This is a genomic window from Sphingomonas sp. R86520 (assembly GCF_042466285.1).
In the GTDB taxonomy this organism is placed as follows: Bacteria; Pseudomonadota; Alphaproteobacteria; order Sphingomonadales; family Sphingomonadaceae; genus Sphingomonas.
Genome location: NZ_JAXHBZ010000001.1, coordinates 1,839,472 through 1,858,702 on the forward strand (window position 1 = coordinate 1,839,472; position 19,231 = coordinate 1,858,702).

Sequence of the window (19,231 nt, forward strand, 5' to 3'; positions counted from 1 at the left end):
GAGGGGGAGTTGGGGATCGATACGCTCTCCCCAACGCCCCTCTCCCTTCCCACCGCAAGCGCGGCGGGCCCCTTCCCTCTCCCCGCGGGGGCGAGGGAGTCAGAGCGTCCAGATCGCGACGTTGGCCAGCAAAACGGCGGCCATCACCAGCATCAGTACGCCCTTCTTGCGATCACGCCTCTTCACGATCAGAACCACCCCGCCGATCAGGCACGCGAACATGCCCAGCATGGCGACTGCCGGTGCCGCCGCGGCGATCGAGGTCAGTGCGGCGTTCATGCGGCCATCGCCTTTGCATACGCGGCAATGTCGACGTTCCCACCCGACAGGATGACGAGCAGCCCCGGTTCGAGCTTCACCTTGCCGGCCAGCACCGCCGCCAGTCCGACCGCGCCGCCCGGCTCTACCACCAGCCGCAGCTTCTCCGCCGCCCAACGCTGCGCCGCGGCGATCTCCGATTCGCTCACAGCCACGCCGGTCGCATCCCGCCTCGACAGGACGTCGAAGGTCAGCGGCGACACCCGCAACGTCTGCAGCGAATCGCATGCGGTCGGCGGCGGGTTGGGGCCGACCGGTTCGATCCACGACGCTTCCAGGGATCGCCGCATGTCGTCCCAGCCCTCGGGCTCGACCACGGTGATCGCGCTGTCCTTCAAAGCGAGCGCGACACCCGCCGCCAGCCCGCCACCACCACAGGGGATCACGACGCGGCTCGGCACGCCCATGCCCAACGCCGCCATCTGCGCCGCCGCCTCGATTCCTGCGCCCCCCTGCCCCTCGATGATCCACGGATCGTCGAAGCTCGGCACCAAGGTCGCGCCACGCGCCTCTGCCAGCCGCGCGGCGATCGACTCGCGGCTTTCGGTGGCGCGGTCATAGGGCACCACTTCCGCCCCGAGTGCCAGCGTCGACTCGCGCTTCAACCGCGGCGCATCCGCCGGCATGACGATCGTGGCAGCGATCCCTAATCGCTTAGCCGCCCACGCAACCCCCTGCGCATGATTGCCCGACGAGAACGCCACGACTCCCCGCGCCCGCGCCTCATCGTCCAACGCGGTGAGTCGATGCCACGCTCCACGGATCTTGAACGCGCCCACCGGCTGCAGCGATTCCGCCTTGAACGCGACCGATACCCCCTTGATCTCACTGACGAAAAGCGGTGTCGGCGGCAGGATCCGCGCGATCTTTTCCGCGGCATCGCGCACGCCCGCCCGTGTCGGCTGTCGCAAAATCGTCACACGTCGTCTCCTGTGGTGCGGATGCTATTTACATGGGGGGCAAGCGACCCTAAATCGCCCTTCCGCTGCCCCATGGGACTTCCAACCGCAAGGCAGTGTTTTCGTAATTTGTCTCAGGACATTGGAGGTCCCTTGAATTGCACAAGCATCATAACGCGCTGGGGCTAGCGAAAGCCCATTCGACCGCCGTCTCCCCCAACGCAGGGCGCGGCATCAACATCGCTAAGGGGCGCCCGGTTGATCCGGTCACGCTCGTTCGCCCCCACGCCGCCGCGCGTGCCGCCCGCTTCTTCGTCGAGAAGTTTCCGGGCCGCTCGATGTATGCGGTGAAGGCGAACCCTAGCCCCGAGCTCCTGCAGATCCTGTGGGATAACGGCATCACGCATTACGACGTGGCGTCGATCGCCGAAGTGCGCCTGGTCGCGCGAACGCTGCCTGAGGCAACCCTGTGCTTCATGCACCCGGTCAAGGCCGAGGAAGCGATCGCCGAGGCGTATTTCACGCACGGCGTACGGACCTTTAGCCTCGACAGCCTGGAAGAGCTGGACAAGGTCGTCCGCGCGACCCGCGAGGCCACCGACCTGACGCTCTGCGTCCGATTGCGGGTGTCGTCGGAGCATTCGAAGCTGAGCCTCGCGTCGAAGTTCGGCGCGGCCCCGCATGAAGCCAAGGAATTGCTGTTCGCGGCTCGCCAGGCAGCGGACGCGCTCGGCATCTGCTTCCATGTCGGCTCGCAGGCGATGACCCCGGAGGCGTATTCGAACGCAATGGAGCGCGTCCGTGCGGCGATCGTCGAGGCGGCAGTCACGGTCGACGTCATCGACGTCGGCGGCGGCTTTCCGTCTTCGTATCCCGGCATGGAGCCCCCGCCGCTCGAGCATTTCTTCGAAACGATCCACCGTGCGTTCGAATCGCTGCCCGTCAGCTATTCGTCCGAGCTGTGGTGCGAGCCGGGCCGGGCATTGTGCGCGGAATATTCGTCGATCATCGTGCGTGTCGAGAAGCGTCGCGGGACCGAGCTGTACATCAACGACGGTGCGTATGGCGCGCTGTTCGATGCAGCGCATATCGGCTGGCGTTTCCCGGTCGAGCTGCTGCGCGAGCCGGACAGCCGTGCGAAGGACATGGAGTTCAGCTTCTACGGTCCGACGTGCGACGACATGGACTACATGGTCGGCCCGTTCATGCTGCCTGCGGACACGCAGGCCGGCGATTACATCGAGATCGGCATGCTTGGCGCGTACGGCTCGGCGATGCGGACCGCGTTCAACGGGTTCGGATCGGACGAGACGGTGATCGTCACCGACGAGCCGATGGTCTCGTTGTACGGCGAGCGCTTCCAGGACCTCGCGTCGAACGTCGTCAAGCTGTAACTAGGCTTTAGTACCGCGCCCTTCTTCCTCCCCTCCCGTTTACGGGAGGGGTCGGGGGAGGGCTTGTCCGCGAGCGTGGCGTTCGCGGATATTTCAGTCCCTCCCCTAACCCCTCCCGCAAGCGGAAGGGGGATTTATGGAGCATGTTATGACCGAAGACACCCGTATCGACGCACAGCGCAAGGCGGAACTCCTCTCCACCACCGTCGAGCATATCGACATCACCAGCTTCGATGCGCGGCCGATCGTCGACGCGATGAAGAAGATGTCGTTCACCAGCCGCGATCTCGGCCGTGCGACCGACATCTACAACCAGATGCTGGCCGACAAGGACTGCACGATCTTCCTCGTGATCGCAGGCTCGACGAGCGCTGGCGGTTGCATGGACCTGTATGCCGAGCTGCTGCGCAACAACATGATCGACGGCATCGTCGCGACCGGCGCGTCGATCGTCGACATGGATTTCTTCGAAGGCCTCGGCCACAAGCATTACCAGGCGCTCGACGTGCCGCACGACGACGTGCTGCGATCGCTGCTGATCGACCGGATCTACGACACCTATATCGACGAGGAAGAGCTTCAGCACGTCGACCACACGATCTTCGAGATCGCCGAGACGCTCGAGCCACGGCCCTATTCGAGCCGCGAGTTCATCCGCGAGATGGGCAAGTACCTGGTCGAGAACGGCAAGAAGGAGAACAGCCTCGTCAAGCTCGCCTACGAGCATGACGTGCCGATCTTCTGCCCGGCGTTCGTCGATTCGTCGGCGGGCTTCGGTCTGGTCAAGCACCAGGTCGACCGCGCGAAGGCCGGCAAGCCGTACATGGTCCTCGATGCCATCGCAGATTTCCGTGAGCTCACCGAGATCAAGATCAAGGCTGGCGTCACCGGCCTGCTGATGATCGGCGGCGGCGTGCCGAAGAACTTCATCCAGGACACCGTGGTCTGCGCCGAGATCCTCGGCCATGACGACGTTCAGGTCCACAAGTACGCGGTGCAGATCACCGTCGCCGACGTCCGCGACGGTGCCTGCTCGTCCTCGACGCTGCAGGAAGCTGCGTCCTGGGGCAAGGTGAACACGGCGATCGAGCAGATGGTGTTCGCCGAAGCGGGCTCGGTCATGCCGCTGCTGGCGTCGGACGCGTATCACCGCGGCCTGTGGAAGGACCGTCCGGTCCGCAAGTGGGGCGCGTCGTTCGACTGAGGCCTGACTCTACGATCCTCCCCCGCCAGGGGGAGGTGGCAGGCACTTGCCTGACGGAAGGGGAGGACACGGAGCCGACGTTATCGCCGCCTCCCCCTCCGCCGCTTCGCGACACCTCCCCCTAGCGGAGGAGGATCAGATACCGATCGACGTTGCTCGAACCGGGCAATTGATGCAGCCTCCTCCGGGTAACCGGGGGAGGCTTTTTTCATGCACAGTGACATCCTGCGACCGATGGTCGTCCTGATCGCGTGGACGCTCGTGATGCTGGCCTGGACACTGGCGACGCGCCTGCCGGCGATGAAGGCGGCGGGCGTGGACATGGGCAAGCTCGTCGGCACCAAGGCGTCCGATGCCGACCGTGCGCTACCGCCACAGGTTCAATGGAAAGCGCATAACCACAACCACCTGATGGAACAGCCGACGCTGTTCTACGCGGTCTGCGCCGTGCTGGCACTCAGCGGCACGGGCGACGGCGTGAACGCGTGGATTGCGTGGGCCTATGTCGGTCTGCGGATCGTGCACAGCCTCGTCCAGGCAACCAGTAATCGCGTCCGTGCCCGCTTCCTGTTCTTCATGCTTTCGAGCCTCATGCTGGTCGCGCTCACGCTGCATGCCGCGCTCGCGGTATTTTGAGCACGACCAAGAAAAGCCTTGAGAATAATCGTCAGGCTCGCCGCCCGCCCCTCCCCGAACGCGGTCCGATCGGCTAACCTTCCGGCATGACCTTCGATCGCCGTACGCTCATCACGCTTCCCGTCGCCGCCGGCCTTGCACCCGCCGCCTTCGCCCGGGGTGGAGCACAGACTGCCCCCAGTTCGTCTCGCGGATCGGAACTCCCGATCTGGCCGCCCGCAGAGCGATTTGCGCTGTGGCCGGGTATCCCTCAGGGCGCGCCGAACCCGTTGCCGGTGCCGCATCCGAGCATGCCGCGCTATCCCGATGGATACCGCGATTTCCAGATGCGCGGCGTGGTGCGTCCCGAGGTCGGTGTATTCCGCCCGGTACGCACCGACGGTCGCGCGGTGCTGATCGTGCCCGGCGGTGGCTATTCGATCACCTCGCTGCGCAACGAGGGTATCGATGTCGCGCGCGCGCTGAACGCATTCGGGATCACCGCGTTCGTGCTCAGCTATCGCCTGCCGGGCGAAGGCTGGGCCGACCGTGCGGACGTGCCGCTTTCCGACGCACAGCGCGCGATGCGCCTGATCCGCGCCAACGCCCGGGCCTATGGCATTAGGGCGGAGAAGCTTGGCGTGCTCGGCTTCTCGGCCGGCGGCCACCTCGCCGGATCGTTGACCGTGCTGTCGGACTTCAGCGCCTATCGTCCGGTCGACACTGCCGACCGGCATTCGGCACGGCCCGCCTGGGCAGGGCTCATGTACGCCGTCTCGAACATGGATCCGGGCCGCAGTCATGGTGGATCACGCACCAACCTGCTTGGCCCGGATCCATCGCCTGCCGTCCAGGCGCGGTATGCGATCGACCGCCAGCTGAGGCCCGGCGCCCCGCCGCTGTTCCTGGTCCATGCCGAGGACGACAACACGGTGCCCGTCGCCAACAGCGTCGACACGCTCGCGGCCGCACGGCGCGCCGGCATCCCCGCCGAAGCGCACTTCCTGCAACATGGCGGCCACGGCTTCGGTACGCGATTGTCGCCGCGTTCGCCGGGATCGCTGTGGCCACAGTTGTTCGATCGCTGGATGGGCGAACTCGTCTCCGGGTGATCGTTTCGATCAGTGCGGAGACCGTTCGCTTAAGCTCAACGGCTCGGGTCGACGAAACCGGGCTCAACGTACCGGTCGACTGGCCCGACGCGCCGGGACGACGTTCAGCTACGTGTCGTGAGCGCGATTTCGCCGCTGGATGCGACGTTCGCGGAAATACCGAGATAGTTCACGACGTGCGGATGCGAACCTTGTTTGCCATGCCCCGCACGGTGGGTCGCGGTGATGACGAGCACGTCGGCCCCGGCGGCGTCACCCGCCGCGATTCCCGCAGCGGCATCCTCGAAGACGAGGCAGTCGCTTGCTGCCACGCCGAGTCGTCCCGCCGCGACCAGGAAGCAATCGGGTGCCGGCTTGCCACGGGGAATGTCATCGGCGGCGATCATCGTCACCGGGATCGGCAGTCCGGCGGCTTTGAGGCGAACTTCGGCGAGCGCACGGGGCGCGGAGGTCACGATCGTCCAGCGCTCGGTTGGAAGGCTCGCCAGGAACGCGGCGGCGCCCGCAATCGGTTCGACATCTCCGATATCCACCATTTCGGCAGCGGTGATCGCAGCGGCCTCGGCGACGGGGTCGACACCGGGAAGGGCGAGGCGCCGGATCGTCTCGACCGATTGTACCCCGTGGATCGTCGGCACGAACGTCGCGGCGTCGAGACCATGCGCGATCGCCCATTTCGTCCAGGTGCGTTCGGCGGACGCGATCGAGGTGAGGATCGTACCGTCCATGTCGAACAGGAACGCGGCGTAGGTGCGGGTCGGGAGAGTCATGCGGAAGCTCGTGATGGGGTTTGGCGAGTTGGGCAAGTGAGTTTGGCCTAGCCCGCTACACCACCCCGGCGAAGGCCGGGGCCTAATTGGCATGTCCGAGGTAGCGGCGCGCCGCGCTTAATCAGGATCGTCCCCCAATTGGGCCCCGGCCTTCGCCGGGGTGGTGGCAGTTCTGATAGTGGCGACAGCAAAAACCCACCACGCAAAGAAAAGGCCGATCCGGTTTCCCGAAGCGGCCCATATTCTTACAGCAAGCGAAAGCTTAGATATCGTCGCCGAGTGCGCCCTTGACGCTGCCCTTGACGTTCTGCGCAGTGCCCTTGACCTGCTGCGCCTCGCCCTCAGCTACCAACTTGTCGTTGTCGGTTGCCTTGCCGATAGCTTCCTTGACATTGCCTGCGACCTTGTTGCCGGCTGCTGCAACCTTATCGGTGAACTCGCCCATGAAGGCCTCCGTTGTTTGTGCAGACCCGACTGTCGGGCCGCTTGAACTTGCGAGGGTATAACGGCCGTGTTTAGCGAGGGTTCCGTGACGTTTGCGTCATGACTGCTGATTCAGATCAGGCCGGCGAGCGGACTCGAAGGATCGGCATAGCGACGCAGGCCCATCCGGCCGGCACGATACGCCAGCCGCCCCGATTCGACCGCCGCCTTCATCGCCTCTGCCATCATGATGGGGTCCTTCGCCTCGGCAATGGCCGTGTTCATCAGCACGCCGTCGCAGCCGAGCTCCATCGCCACGGCAGCATCCGACGCGGTGCCGACGCCGGCATCGACCAGCACCGGCACCCCGGCCCCCTCGACGATCAGCCGGATCGTCACGCGGTTCTGGATGCCGAGGCCCGAGCCGATCGGCGCGCCCAACGGCATGATCGCGACCGCGCCGGCATTCTCGAGGCGCTTGGTGGCGATCGGATCGTCGACGCAATAGACCATCGGCTTGAAGCCCTCGTTCGCCAGGATCTCGGTCGCGCGCAGCGTCTCGACCATGTCGGGATACAGCGTCTTCGCCTCGCCTAGCACTTCGAGCTTCACCAGTTCCCAGCCGCCCGCCTCGCGCGCCAGTCGGAGCGTACGGATCGCCGATTCGGCATCGAAGCAGCCGGCAGTGTTGGGAAGATAGGTGATCTTCTTCGGGTCGATGAAGTCGGTCAGCATCGGCGCGTTGCGATCCGATACGTTGACGCGGCGGACGGCGACCGTGACGATCTCAGCGCCCGATGCCTCGACGGCGGCGGCGTTCTGCGCAAAATCCTTGTACTTGCCGGTGCCGACGATCAGTCGCGACTTGAAGGTCTGGCCCGCGACCGTCCAGCTGTCCTCATGGTCGCCACCGCCGACGAAATGCACGATCTCGAGGTCGTCGCCGTCCTCGACCATAACTTCGCCCAACGTCGAGCGCGGCACCACCTCGAAGTTCCGCTCGACCGCGATCTTCTCCGGTACCAGCCCCAGTTCGGTCGCGAGCGCCGCAAGGCTGAGCCCAGCGGACACGCGTTTATGTTCGCCATTGACGGTGATGGAGACTGTGCCGTCAGTGTGGGCGCCGCCTGGATGAGTCATGATGTTTCGATCGCCATGCTGGGTGTCTCGACTTCGCGCGACACGAACGGGTATGAAGACCGCGCATATAGGGTCCGGCGCGCCGAGCCCGCAACCGACCCGACTGAAAGGCCGCCCTTGCCCGATACGATATTCGTCCTGAACGGCCCCAACCTCAACCTGCTGGGAACGCGCGAGCCGGAAATCTATGGCGACGAGACGCTCGACGATATCGCCGGGATGCTCGAGGACCGTGCCCGCGAGCTCGATCTGGAGATCGACATGCGCCAGTCGAATCACGAGGGTCACCTCGTCGACTGGATTCAGGAAGCGCAGGCGCGCGGGGCGAAGGCCGTGATCCTCAACGCGGGTGCATTCACGCATACCTCGGTCGCGGTGCATGATGCGATCAAGGGCGTGAAGACGCCGGTGATCGAAGTGCATCTTTCCAATCCCCATAAGCGTGAATCGTTCAGGCATGTGAGCCTGGTCGGTCAGGCGGCGAAGGGCACGATCGCGGGTTTCGGCGCGCTTTCGTATCTGCTCGCGCTTGAAGCCGTCGCACGGTTCTGACAGGAGGCCCCGCCATGAACGATACACCAGAAACAACTGGCGCCATGCAGGTCGACGTGACCCTGGTACGCCAGCTCGCCGAGCTGCTCGACACCACGCAGCTGACCGAGATCGAGGTCGAGGACGGCTCGCGTCGCATCCGCGTCGCGCGCAAGGCCGCCCAGGCTGCCCCCGTCGCGCATTACGCACCCGCCGCTCCCGCCGCGGTCGCACCGCCGCTGGCGATCCCGCAGGCCGAAGTCGGTGCGTCCGCTCCGGCGATCAGCGCGAGCGCGGTCAAGTCGCCGATGGTCGGCACCGTCTATCTCGCCGCCAACCCCGAGGCGAAGCCGTTCTCGACCGTCGGCCAGAAGGTCAATGCGGGCGACACGCTGCTGATCATCGAGGCGATGAAGGTGATGAACACGATCGTCGCGCCGTCGGCCGGCACCGTGACCGCGATCCTGGTCGAGAACGGCCAGCCCGTCGAGTTCGACCAGCCGCTGGTCGTGGTCGAATAATGCCGCAAATCAAGAAACTGCTCATTGCGAATCGCGGCGAGATCGCGCTGCGGATCCACCGTGCCTGCCACGAGATGGGCATCAAGACGGTGGCGGTGCACTCGACCGCCGACGCCGACGCGATGCACGTCCGGCTAGCAGACGAGGCGATCTGCATCGGACCGCCGTCCGCCGCCGACAGCTATCTGAACATCCCGAACATCATCTCGGCCGCCGAAATTTCGGGCGCGGACGCGATCCATCCGGGCTACGGCTTCCTCAGCGAGAACGCGCAGTTCGCCGAGATCGTCGAACTGCACAACATCCTGTTCGTCGGGCCGAAGCCCGAGCACATCCGCACGATGGGCGACAAGGTCCAGGCCAAGCGCACCGCGGGCGCGCTCGGGCTGCCGCTCGTCCCCGGGTCCGACGGCGCGATCAGCGACATCGCCGAGGCCAAGCGCATCGCCGAGGACATCGGCTATCCGGTGATCATCAAGGCGGCATCGGGCGGCGGCGGTCGCGGCATGAAGGTCGTCAACGATCCCGACGATCTCGAAACGCAGATGCAGCAGGCTGGCAGCGAGGCCAAGGCCGCGTTCGGCGACGCCACCGTCTACATGGAAAAATACCTCGGTAATCCGCGGCATATCGAATTCCAGATCTTCGGTGACGGCAACGGCAACGCGATCCACTTGGGCGAGCGCGACTGCTCGTTGCAGCGCCGCCACCAGAAGGTGCTCGAGGAGGCCCCCTCGCCGATCATCACCGCCGAAGAGCGCGAGCGGATGGGCGGGATCGTCGCCAAGGCGATGGCCGACATGGGCTATCGCGGCGCGGGGACGATCGAGTTCCTGTGGGAAGCGGGCGAATTCTACTTCATCGAGATGAACACCCGGCTCCAGGTCGAGCATCCGGTGACCGAGATGATCACCGGGCTGGACCTGGTGCGCGAGCAGATCCGCGTGGCCGAGGGTCATCCGCTGACGCTCCGCCAGGAAGACGTCCAGTTCCGCGGCCATGCGATCGAATGCCGCATCAACGCCGAGGACCCGCGCACGTTCGCGCCGTCGCCGGGGCTGGTGAAGGTGTATCACGCACCGGGCGGGATGCATGTTCGCGTCGATAGCGGGCTATATGCGGGCTACCGCGTGCCGCCATACTACGACTCGATGATCGCCAAGCTGATCGTCTACGGGACTACCCGGCAGGGTGCGCTGCGCCGGTTGCGGCGTGCGCTCGAGGAAATGGTGATCGAGGGCGTCACGACGACGATCCCGCTGCACCGTGCGCTGCTCGACGATCCCGAGTTCCAGGAGGGCGCGTACACGATCAAGTGGCTGGAAGAGTGGTTGGCCAAGCAGGGGGCGTAACTTCCCCACGGTACTAAGCTTGTTCTCCCGCGAAGGCGGGAGAACAAGAGGCGGGTAAGACCTCCGTTCAGGCCGGGGCTAGTTCGAGATGACGGAGCATTCGTGAAGGCGACGATCTACCACAACCCGCGATGCTCCAAGTCCCGCGAAGCGCTCGCCCTGCTGCAAGAGGCCGGGGCGGACGTCACGATCGTCGAATATCTGAAGACCCCACCCTCCCGCGCGGAACTCGTCCGCCTCTACGACCGCGCAGGCATGACCCCGCGCCAAGGCCTGCGCATGGCCGAGGATGGCGCCAAGGCGGTCAAGCATGGCGACGCCGAGGCGATCCTCGACGCGATGGTGATCGATCCATTGCTGATCGAGCGCCCGCTGGTCGAAACCGACAAGGGCGTCCGGCTCGGTCGACCGATCGCGCGACTACACGAGATCCTGTGATCGCCGCCCCTGCCCTTGGATTGCGCACGCGCCGCCCGGGTGCCGCAATTTCGGGCAGTGAAATCAACCACATTCGACAGTTGCCCGAGAGGGCCACGACTGGCACGCTTGGTGCAAGGCGCCCGCAAGGGCGTACAGCTCACCCGCAAGGGCGAGGGTTTCAACAATCGGGGGCGTACCTGTGAAAAAGATCGAAGCCATCATCAAGCCGTTCAAGCTGGATGAGGTGAAGGAAGCGCTGCACGAGATCGGCGTGAGCGGCATCACCGTGACCGAGGCCAAGGGCTTCGGCCGGCAGAAGGGCCACACCGAACTGTACCGCGGCGCAGAATATGTCGTCGACTTCCTGCCCAAGGTGAAGCTCGAGGTCGTCGTCGAAGACGGGCTAGCGCAGCGCGTCGTCGAGGCGATCGCCGCGGCCGCGCAGACCGGCCGGATCGGCGACGGCAAGATCTTCGTCATCCCGGTCGAGAGCGCGCTTCGGATCCGCACCGGCGAACGCGACGACGACGCAATCTAATACTTAAACCACGCATACGCCGTTGACGGCGAGTGACGACATCGTCATTTGACGCGGCGCAACATTGTGTGGAAATCACGATCCATACCGCAATTAGATATGCCCGCGCGGGGCGGGCAGTCTCCTAAAACGAAGGGCAAAGCATCATGGCGAATTCGGCCTCCGACGTTCTCAATATGATCAAGGACCAGGAGATCGAGTGGGTCGATCTGCGGTTCACCGATCCCAAGGGCAAGTGGCAGCATCTGACGATGGTCGCCAGCCTGATCGGCGAAGACGAGCTGACCGACGGCCTGATGTTCGACGGCTCGTCGATCGAGGGCTGGAAGGCGATCAACGAGAGCGACATGACGCTCAAGCCCGATCTCGATGCAGTCTATGTCGATCCGTTCTCGGCGACGCCGATGATGATCCTGATCTGCGACATCAGCGATCCGTCGACCGGCGAGCTGTACGCGCGCGATCCGCGCTCGACCGCCAAGCGCGCCGAGGCGTATCTGCTGACCACCGGCGTCGGCGACACCGTGTATGTCGGCCCCGAAGCCGAATTCTTCATGTTCGACGACGTCCGCTTCGAGAACAGCTATTCGACCAGCTACTACAAGATCGACGACATCGAGCTGCCGGGCAATTCGGGTCGCGAATATGAGGGCGGCAACCTCGGTCACCGGCCGCGCGCCAAGGGCGGTTACTTTCCGGTCGCACCGGTCGACTCGGCCGTCGACATCCGCGGCGAGATGGTCTCGACGATGATCGAGATGGGCCTGCCCTGCGACAAGCATCACCACGAAGTCGCGGCCGCACAGCATGAGCTGGGCCTGACCTTCGGCACGCTGACGCAGACCGCGGATCGCATGCAGATCTACAAGTACGTCGTCCATCAGGTCGCGCATGCGTACGGCAAGACCGCGACGTTCATGCCGAAGCCGATCAAGGAGGACAATGGTTCGGGGATGCACACGCATTTCTCGATCTGGGAAGGCAAGACCCCGCTGTTCGCCGGCAACGGCTATGCGGGCCTCTCCGACATGTGCCTGTATTTCATCGGCGGCATCATCAAGCATGCCAAGGCGGTCAACGCGTTCACCAACCCGTCGACCAACAGCTACAAGCGCCTTGTGCCCGGTTACGAAGCACCGGTGCTGCTCGCCTATTCGGCACGCAACCGCTCGGCATCGTGCCGCATTCCGTACGGCACCGGCCCCAAAGCGAAGCGCGTCGAAGTGCGTTTCCCCGACGCGCTGGCCAACCCGTATCTCGCTTACGCGGCGCTGATGATGGCGGGCATGGACGGCATCCTCAACAAGATCCATCCGGGCGAAGCGATGGACAAGAACCTGTACGACCTGCCACCGGCAGAGCTCGCGCAGGTCCCGACCGTCGCGGGTTCGCTCCGCGAGGCGCTCGAATGCCTGCTCGCGGATCACGACTTCCTGCTGAAGGGCGACGTGTTCTCAAAGGACCAGATCGAGAGCTATGTCGAGATCAAGTACGCTGAAGTCGCGCGCTGGGAGATGACGCCGAGCCCGGTCGAATATGACATGTACTACAGCGGCTGAGCTGCCGTGTCGGCAGCGGTGCGCAAGAGCGCACAGCCGCTGTCGGCCGGCGTCGCGAACAGCGACGACCGATGGCGTGGCTTTGCCACGTCGCTAATTGAAGAAAGGGCGCCCGGAGCAATCCAGGCGCCCTTTTTCTATTGTTGAGCCAAACTCCTCGGGCCGTGTGACTGCTGCACCATGATCTCGCGACCCAGCTATCCCGTCACCCCAGCGAAAGCTGGGGTCTCCCTCATGATGCGCGACGCCTGCCTCACGGTGAGATCCCAGCTTTCGCCGGGATGACGGCGAGAGGAGACTATTGCGGGCAGGTGCCGTCGCGATCGTCACCCCAGCGAAAGCCGGGGTCTCCCTCGTGATGCGCGACGCCTGCCTCACGGTGAGATCCCAGCTTTCGCCGGGATGACGGCGAGAGGAGACTATTGCGCGCAGGTGCCGTCGCGATCGTCACCCCAGCGAAAGCTGGGGTCTCCCGCGTGATGCGCGACGCCTGCCTCACGTTGGGATCCCAGCTTTCGCTGGGATGACGGCCAGGCGGGCGGGGCGCCGGCGAGATGGCGAGACGCGAGAGGCCGAGATCTCTCTCGGTAAGTCTCCGGTTCTCCCGCGAACGCGGGAGTCCAGGAGCCACAGACGATCGCGCTCGAAACCCTGGGCTCCCGCCTTCGCGGGAGAACAAGGTGGGGTAGCTTCGGTTAACTTCGCGCGAGGAGGTTGATTGATCAACCGCGGTTGCCACCCATATCCCGTCCGAGACGCAGTGCCGCGCCGAGCAACCAAGGAACCCCTGTGACCGAAGACAGCGCCAACAGCGCCGGACGCGCGATCCCGAGCGGCCGCCTCGCCCGCCTCGGCGTCTTCGGCAAACTTGCGGGCGGCGTCGCCGGCGGCGTCGTCGCAGAAGGTGCCCGCCGTCTCGCAAACGGCGAACGCCCCAAGATCGGCGACCTGCTTCTAACCCCCGCCAACGCCACCCGCGTCGCCGACCAGCTCTCGCACCTCCGCGGCGCCGCGATGAAGCTGGGGCAGATGATCTCGATGGACGCGGGCGACATGCTCCCGCCCGAACTCGCCACCATCCTCGCCCGCCTGCGCAACAACGCGCACCACATGCCGCCGCAACAGCTCGACCGGGTGCTCGCCGTCGAATGGGGCAAGGACTGGCGCCGCCGCTTCGCGCATTTCCAGGCGCATCCGGTCGCCGCAGCCTCGATCGGCCAGGTCCACCGCGCGCGTCTGCCCGACGGCACCGAACTGGCGATCAAGGTCCAGTATCCCGGCGTGAAGGAGAGCATCGACGCGGATGTCGACAACGTCGCGACGCTGCTGCGCGTATCGGGCATGCTCCCCAAGTCGCTCGACATCGCGCCCCTGCTGGCGGAGGCAAAGAAGCAGCTCCACGAAGAAGCCGATTATCTGCGCGAGGCGCAGATGCTCGCGCGCTACGGGGAGCTGCTCGCCGACCAGCCGCAATTCGTCGTCCCCAAACTTTACCCCGATCTCACGACGCCGCGCGTCCTGGCGATGAGCTTCGTCACCGGCGTGCCCGTCGAGACGCTGGAAACCGCACCCCAGGACGTTCGCGACCGCGTGATGCACGACCTCATCTCACTCGTGCTGCGCGAGCTGTTCGACTGGCGGCTGATGCAGACCGATCCGAACTTCGCGAACTATCGCTGGCAGCCCGAAACCGAAAAGCTCGTCCTGCTCGATTTCGGCGCCGCCCGCCCCCTCCCAGCCGAAACGGGCGAAGGCTATCGCCGCCTGCTTACCGCAGCGCTGGCGGGCGACCGCGACGCGGTGCGCGACGCCGCCATCGCCGCCGGTTTCCTCGGCGAAGCAGCCGTGCTCCAGCATCGCGCACTGGTCGACCGGATGATCGACGTCATCCTCGCCGAGCTCGCCAAGCCCGGCCCGTTCGACTTCGGCGACCGCGCGTTCGTCGGCGTGCTGCGCGAACAGGGCACCGAGATCGCCCGCGACCGCGATACCTGGCACCTGCCCCCGATCGACACGCTGTTCGTCCAGCGCAAGATCAGCGGCACCGCCCTGCTCGCCGCTCGCCTCAAGGCGCGGGTCGATATTCGCACGATGGTCGCCGCCTATTGCGACGGCGCGCCATCGTGAGGATCAGCGCAGTTTCAGTGCCCGCTTCACGCCGGCCCAGCCGACATATTTGAAGTTCTGCGTGGCCGGGGCGTTGTCGCCGTCCTGTGCGACGAACAGGCCCTGGGGGTAGGTGGGGCCGAAGTTGCCGAGCATCAGTTCGATCCCGTCGGTGTCGCTGGTACCGTCGATCGCACCCCCGCCTATCCGGAAGCGACCGGCATAGGTGACGCCCGGCAGGCGGTAGAGCGTGTAGGCGTTGTCGCCCTGGCTCGACACGACGAGATAGCCGCCGTTCCTGCCCGAAGGCGCGAGCGCGAGGCCTTCCGCGTCGGCGACCAGCGTCTTGCCGTCGACCTTGGCGATCGGGGTTGCCGTGACCGGCGCGGATGGGTCGGCGTCGAACCGCCACAAGCCGACATCTTCCTCGGCGACATAGAGCTGCCCGGTGCGATCGTCGACGACGCAGCCTTCGGACTGGGTGCCGAGCTTCATCGAGCGGACGGCCGTGATCTTGGGCGCTGTGCCGGAGAGGTCGATCGCAACCTGGTCGATGCGGCCGTCCTTCAGCACGATGAAGCCGAACAGCGCCTTGTCGCGCGTACGCGTCCACAGGCACATGCCATAGGCTTCACCGGGGCCGACCGGAAAGCGACCCAGCGGCACGAGCTTTGCCCCCGCGGTGTCCAGCGTGAACAGCGAGACATGCGCAGTGGTCACGTCGGCACGATCGCTGGCCGCGGCGATGACGCGCCCTCCAGATTTAGCGCCAAGATCGCGCAGGTCGACATTGTTGAGCCGCTCGGCGGGCGTGAAGCTTAGGCGTTTCCCTGTCAGGCTGTAGACATGGATGCCAGCCTTCTTGTCCGTGCCGATGACCAGGCTCTTCGACGGATCGGCGGCGTTCCTCCAGATCGCAGGATCGTCCGCCGCGTCCGCCGCGGTGTCGACCGGATCGGTCTCGGCCGTCGCAGCGATCATCGGCGCTTCGACCGCGGGCGGGGCCGCGGTCGTTGCACAGCCGGCGAGCAGCAACGCGGCGATGGGTAGCGCGCGCATCAGAAGGTCACCCGGAAGCCGCCGGTGTAGCGACGGCCGAACGTCTCGTGCTCGATCGTGTACGCTGACGAACCAACATAGCGACGGCCGGGCCCGTTCAGGAGGTTGGCGAAATCGCCGTAAATCTCGACATTGTCGCTGATCGCATAGCGCACCGAGGCATCGAGCTCGTCATCCTGTGCCCAGGAGAAATCGCCGCCGTCGATGCCGCGATTGACGCCGTTGACCGCACCGAACGCGCCGATCGCATCAATCCAGGGTGAGCGGTTCTGGTAGGACACTCGCGCGGAGAATCCGTATTTCTCGTAATAGCCGATCAGATTGTAGACCGCATCCGATGCGCCCGGCAGTCGGATCTTACGCCCGTCAGGCGTCTCAGAGCGGCTCTTGTTGAGCGTCGCGTTGAGCTGCACGCCGAAGCCGCCCATCCAGTCCGGCAGGCCGAGATCGGCAGCGAACGGTTCGAGCTGCTGCTGGATCGCCGCTTCGATGCCCATCACATACCCGTCGCCACCATTGGCGATCGTCGAATAGAGATATTGCGAGCGATCGTTGCCGGTGGTGTTCAGCGTGGTGCGACCGAACGTGCCGACGGTGTCGAACAGCACGTCGCTGACGTCCTTGTAGAACGCGCCGATCGACAGGAAGCCGCGCGGCATCGTGTAATATTCGACGTAGAGATCGACGCCCCTGGCCTTCTCGGGCTTCGCATCGGGGTTGCCGCCGGACACTGTTTGGTTCGCGTCGTTATACGTAAGGTTCGGACGCAGCTGATCGTAATCCGGGCGGGCCGCGCCGGTGTTCAACGACAACCGCGCCTTCATCTTGTCGTCGATGTCCCAGTTCAGGTGAAGGCTCGGATAGACGAGCGTCTGGCTCGACTTCACCTCGACCGGCGTTGCCAAGCTGGTGGCCGCGTTGATCGAGAAGGCGCGGGCGTCGTTGCGGATATGCTCGACGCGCGCACCGCCGATGATGCTGCCCCAGTTGGTAGTCGCCGTCGCCATCCCGTACGCCGAATAGACCTTCTCGCCGACTGCGTAGAAATTGGCGTCGACGGGCTGGTAGCGACCGACACTCTTCGCCTGGTCGACGAGCCCGAGGATTTTGTCACGGTCGAAATACTGGAAGGTATAGCCGAGCGGAATCTCGCCCTGGAACGCGCCGCTCTTGGCGATGGCGGCATAATCCGTCGGGATGCCGGCGGCAGCAAATTGTGCGGCGGTATTCAGTTCGAGCAGGCTCTCGTTCGCGGTCTTGGTACGATCGTCATAGCGGACGCCAGCGGCGAACACCGTCTGCGCGCCGAACAGCGAGGCTTCGCGGCTGATGTCGAGCTTGGCGGTATAGGCCTCGGTGACGTCCTTGGCATGAAGCGACCGCAGGCGGTTCAGCGTGCGCGGGAAATCCTCGATCGCGGTGACCTGTGCGCCGCGCGAGAACGTGCCGTCGGCGTTGCGGATGGTGCGGTACAGCAGCACCTTGGCGAGCTGCGGGTCGGTCAGGTCGTAGCCGACCGTCAGGCGGTTCGCCGCATTCGCGCCGTTGGTACCGAACGACGGGCTGTCATAGTTCAGCTGTGCAGGCTGGGTGCGGTCGTCGATCGAGCGCGTGAAGTTGCCGCGCCATGCGACGCGCCAGTCGCCGAGTTCGTGATCGCCGCCGATCGTGTTTGTGAACACCGACTGCTTGTATTTGCGCACCGTGAAGTTGGAATTGAGATCGACGCCGTACACCGTGCCGAGCAGCGGCGTGTTGCCGGTGCAGACGTCGGCATAGCCGGTCGTGCCGGACGCCGGCCGCGCGTTGACGGTGCAGGCCGCCGTGCCGGTCGGCGTACGCGACTGCTGATCGTCGAGATCGAAGATGTAGTTGCTGCGCAGTTCGTCGTCCTGGAACGCCGAATAGATCGTCTCTGCGAACAGCTTGTGACCGGGCGCCGGACGCCAGTCGAGCCGGGTCGACAGCGAGTAGTTCTTCCGCGTCAGGCGGTAGAGCTTGTTCTCGGTCTCGCGCGCCCAGATGCGGTCCTGGAAGCCGGGACGGCGATCCTGATCGACCGCCTCGAAATCGGTTTCGAAATTGTCGGTGACCATGCCGCGACGGTAGAGGCTGGCGGACGAGACGATGCCGAACTCGCCGATGCCGGTGTCGATCCGGTCCGAGACGACCAGCGAGCCTTCATATTCGGTCTTCTTGCCGAGTTCGACATGGCCGAGACCGCCCTTGGCCTGCACCTTCATCCCCGGATAATCGAACGCCGAGCGGGTGATGATGTCGACATTGCCGGCGATCGTCTCGCCCGTCATGTCCGGTGTAACCGCCTTGCGCACGACGATCTGCGAGGCGATGGCCGAGGGAATGGAGTCGAACCGCGCGTCGCGCCCCTCGGGGCTGACGACGTTGATGCCGTCGATCGACAGGGTCGTCCAGTTGATCGGCGACCCGCGCAAGGTGATGTGGCGCGCCTGGCCCTGATCGCGCTGGACGCCGACGCCGGGGAGACGGCTGACCGCCTGGGCGACGTTCTGGTCGGGCAAGCGACCGATCGAATCCGACGCGATGACGGAGACGAGCGACGGGCTGGTCCGCTGGATCTGCAGCGCGGCGGATTCGGATTCCGCGATCGGACGCGAACCGGAGACGACGATCTCGTCGCCCTCGCCGGCGACGGCCATCGCCACATCGAGCGTTACGACCGCGTCGGCGACCGTCACGGTGCGACGCGCGTCAGGGAAACCGATATAGCGAATCACGATGTCATGCGTACCGGCGGGAACGCCGAGGAGTTCGAAGCGGCCGGTCCGATCCGCCGTCGCCGACAGGTCCAGCGCCGGGATCGCGATCGATGCGCCGTCGAGATACTCGCCGCTACCGGTCTGCGAGACGGTACCGACCACAGAGCCCGGCGCGCGCGGTGCGCCGACCGGTTCTGCGGGTGCGGCGTGGGCGGCGACGGTCATCGGCGTCAACGCGCAACCGGCGAGCAGCACGTGCGCGAACAGACGACCGCAGACGCGGCGCGACAGGTTGGATTTCATGATAGTTCCCCGGATGATCCCGGCGTTGTCGCGCCGGCTTGGGAGGCGCGGTAGCGGCCTGCAATGGCACGAACGTTACGCGTGCATGACAGCTTCGTGACACTCGGAACGTCGGGCCGGCGCGAACCAGCGACATTAAACCAACGTTAAAAACGCCGTACACGGGATTCTTATAACCGTAACGGGCCTGCCACGACCGCCGACTATCGCGCCCTTCAAGGCAAGCACT

The 19,231-nt window shown here is 65.2% G+C and carries 18 protein-coding genes; 11 read left to right on the forward strand and 7 right to left on the reverse strand.

Annotated features, from left to right (window positions below; genetic code table 11):
- Positions 1 to 99: 99 nt before the first annotated feature.
- A complete protein-coding gene (locus SJY41_RS08330; protein WP_380780736.1) occupies positions 100 to 279 on the reverse strand; it encodes a hypothetical protein in 180 nt (59 codons plus the stop codon).
- Positions 276 to 1,238, reverse strand: a complete 963-nt coding sequence (locus tag SJY41_RS08335; RefSeq protein WP_380780738.1) for a threonine/serine dehydratase — start codon at positions 1,236 to 1,238, stop codon at positions 276 to 278. The genes SJY41_RS08330 and SJY41_RS08335 overlap by 4 nt, the downstream gene beginning before the upstream one ends.
- 137 nt (positions 1,239 to 1,375) lie before the next feature.
- Here SJY41_RS08335 and SJY41_RS08340 point away from each other — a divergent pair, with 137 nt between their 5' ends.
- The 4 genes from SJY41_RS08340 to SJY41_RS08355 all read left to right on the forward strand — a co-directional run bounded on the left by SJY41_RS08340 (position 1,376) and on the right by SJY41_RS08355 (position 5,542).
- On the forward strand, positions 1,376 to 2,611 hold the full coding sequence (locus tag SJY41_RS08340; RefSeq protein WP_380780740.1) for a type III PLP-dependent enzyme: 1,236 nt from the start codon (positions 1,376 to 1,378) through the stop codon (positions 2,609 to 2,611).
- Positions 2,612 to 2,759: 148 nt separating this feature from the next.
- Entirely contained in the window at positions 2,760 to 3,815 is a 1,056-nt protein-coding gene (locus SJY41_RS08345; protein WP_380780742.1) for a deoxyhypusine synthase, read from the forward strand.
- 210 nt (positions 3,816 to 4,025) lie between these two features.
- Positions 4,026 to 4,451 carry an MAPEG family protein gene (locus SJY41_RS08350; RefSeq protein ID WP_380780744.1) on the forward strand — a complete coding sequence of 142 codons (426 nt, stop codon included), beginning with the start codon at positions 4,026 to 4,028 and terminating at the stop codon, positions 4,449 to 4,451.
- An 86-nt stretch (positions 4,452 to 4,537) separates the two neighbouring features.
- Positions 4,538 to 5,542 carry an alpha/beta hydrolase gene (locus SJY41_RS08355; RefSeq protein WP_380780747.1) on the forward strand — a complete coding sequence of 335 codons (1,005 nt, stop codon included), beginning with the start codon at positions 4,538 to 4,540 and terminating at the stop codon, positions 5,540 to 5,542.
- 104 nt (positions 5,543 to 5,646) lie between these two features.
- Here the strand turns inward: SJY41_RS08355 and SJY41_RS08360 are convergent, their stop codons facing one another.
- The 3 genes from SJY41_RS08360 to thiS form a co-directional block, all read right to left on the reverse strand.
- The gene (locus SJY41_RS08360) at positions 5,647 to 6,312 is read right to left on the reverse strand and encodes an HAD-IA family hydrolase (protein ID WP_380780749.1); all 666 of its coding nucleotides are present in this window, start codon (positions 6,310 to 6,312) and stop codon (positions 5,647 to 5,649) included.
- A 262-nt stretch (positions 6,313 to 6,574) separates the two neighbouring features.
- Entirely contained in the window at positions 6,575 to 6,757 is a 183-nt protein-coding gene (locus SJY41_RS08365) for a CsbD family protein (RefSeq protein ID WP_380780751.1), read from the reverse strand.
- A gap of 110 nt (positions 6,758 to 6,867) precedes the next feature.
- A complete protein-coding gene (gene thiS / locus SJY41_RS08370; RefSeq protein ID WP_380780754.1) occupies positions 6,868 to 7,875 on the reverse strand; it encodes a sulfur carrier protein ThiS in 1,008 nt (335 codons plus the stop codon).
- A gap of 117 nt (positions 7,876 to 7,992) precedes the next feature.
- Here thiS and aroQ point away from each other — a divergent pair, with 117 nt between their 5' ends.
- The 7 genes from aroQ (at position 7,993) to SJY41_RS08405 (ending at position 14,923) form a co-directional block, all read left to right on the forward strand.
- Complete coding sequence (gene aroQ / locus SJY41_RS08375; RefSeq protein WP_056062978.1) at positions 7,993 to 8,427, forward strand: type II 3-dehydroquinate dehydratase; 435 nt, start codon at positions 7,993 to 7,995, stop codon at positions 8,425 to 8,427.
- Positions 8,428 to 8,441: 14 nt separating this feature from the next.
- Positions 8,442 to 8,927 carry an acetyl-CoA carboxylase biotin carboxyl carrier protein gene (accB, locus tag SJY41_RS08380; RefSeq protein WP_380780757.1) on the forward strand — a complete coding sequence of 162 codons (486 nt, stop codon included), beginning with the start codon at positions 8,442 to 8,444 and terminating at the stop codon, positions 8,925 to 8,927.
- The gene (accC, locus tag SJY41_RS08385) at positions 8,927 to 10,279 is read left to right on the forward strand and encodes an acetyl-CoA carboxylase biotin carboxylase subunit (protein ID WP_380780759.1); all 1,353 of its coding nucleotides are present in this window, start codon (positions 8,927 to 8,929) and stop codon (positions 10,277 to 10,279) included. Before accB ends, accC begins: the two co-directional genes overlap by 1 nt.
- A gap of 102 nt (positions 10,280 to 10,381) precedes the next feature.
- Positions 10,382 to 10,717: an arsenate reductase family protein gene (locus SJY41_RS08390; RefSeq protein ID WP_380780760.1), complete on the forward strand. Its 336-nt coding sequence runs from the start codon at positions 10,382 to 10,384 to the stop codon at positions 10,715 to 10,717.
- A gap of 181 nt (positions 10,718 to 10,898) precedes the next feature.
- A complete protein-coding gene (locus tag SJY41_RS08395; protein ID WP_055875939.1) occupies positions 10,899 to 11,237 on the forward strand; it encodes a P-II family nitrogen regulator in 339 nt (112 codons plus the stop codon).
- A 146-nt stretch (positions 11,238 to 11,383) separates the two neighbouring features.
- Entirely contained in the window at positions 11,384 to 12,796 is a 1,413-nt protein-coding gene (glnA, locus tag SJY41_RS08400) for a type I glutamate--ammonia ligase (RefSeq protein WP_056062965.1), read from the forward strand.
- Positions 12,797 to 13,585: 789 nt separating this feature from the next.
- Positions 13,586 to 14,923, forward strand: coding sequence for an ABC1 kinase family protein (locus SJY41_RS08405; RefSeq protein ID WP_380780763.1), 1,338 nt, complete (start codon positions 13,586 to 13,588; stop codon positions 14,921 to 14,923).
- A 3-nt stretch (positions 14,924 to 14,926) separates the two neighbouring features.
- On the opposite strand, the gene SJY41_RS08410 is transcribed toward SJY41_RS08405, so the two are convergent.
- Both SJY41_RS08410 and SJY41_RS08415 read right to left on the reverse strand, forming a co-directional pair.
- Positions 14,927 to 15,961 carry a phytase gene (locus SJY41_RS08410; protein ID WP_380780765.1) on the reverse strand — a complete coding sequence of 345 codons (1,035 nt, stop codon included), beginning with the start codon at positions 15,959 to 15,961 and terminating at the stop codon, positions 14,927 to 14,929.
- Entirely contained in the window at positions 15,961 to 19,002 is a 3,042-nt protein-coding gene (locus tag SJY41_RS08415) for a TonB-dependent receptor (RefSeq protein WP_380780767.1), read from the reverse strand. The genes SJY41_RS08410 and SJY41_RS08415 overlap by 1 nt, the downstream gene beginning before the upstream one ends.
- Positions 19,003 to 19,231: the final 229 nt, after the last annotated feature.

Bases quoted from the DNA above. Each gene is read 5' to 3' on its own strand.
- SJY41_RS08415 (WP_380780767.1), bottom strand. From the start codon at position 19,002: ATGAAATCCAACCTGTCGCGCCGCGTCTGCGGTCGTCTGTTCGCGCAC.
- SJY41_RS08330 (WP_380780736.1), bottom strand. From the start codon at position 279: ATGAACGCCGCACTGACCTCGATCGCCGCGGCGGCACCGGCAGTCGCC.
- SJY41_RS08365 (WP_380780751.1), bottom strand. From the start codon at position 6,757: ATGGGCGAGTTCACCGATAAGGTTGCAGCAGCCGGCAACAAGGTCGCA.
- SJY41_RS08350 (WP_380780744.1), top strand. From the start codon at position 4,026: ATGCACAGTGACATCCTGCGACCGATGGTCGTCCTGATCGCGTGGACG.
- SJY41_RS08355 (WP_380780747.1), top strand. From the start codon at position 4,538: ATGACCTTCGATCGCCGTACGCTCATCACGCTTCCCGTCGCCGCCGGC.
- SJY41_RS08410 (WP_380780765.1), bottom strand. From the start codon at position 15,961: ATGCGCGCGCTACCCATCGCCGCGTTGCTGCTCGCCGGCTGTGCAACG.
- SJY41_RS08345 (WP_380780742.1), top strand. From the start codon at position 2,760: ATGACCGAAGACACCCGTATCGACGCACAGCGCAAGGCGGAACTCCTC.
- thiS (WP_380780754.1), bottom strand. From the start codon at position 7,875: ATGACTCATCCAGGCGGCGCCCACACTGACGGCACAGTCTCCATCACC.
- accB (WP_380780757.1), top strand. From the start codon at position 8,442: ATGAACGATACACCAGAAACAACTGGCGCCATGCAGGTCGACGTGACC.
- SJY41_RS08360 (WP_380780749.1), bottom strand. From the start codon at position 6,312: ATGACTCTCCCGACCCGCACCTACGCCGCGTTCCTGTTCGACATGGAC.
- glnA (WP_056062965.1), top strand. From the start codon at position 11,384: ATGGCGAATTCGGCCTCCGACGTTCTCAATATGATCAAGGACCAGGAG.
- accC (WP_380780759.1), top strand. From the start codon at position 8,927: ATGCCGCAAATCAAGAAACTGCTCATTGCGAATCGCGGCGAGATCGCG.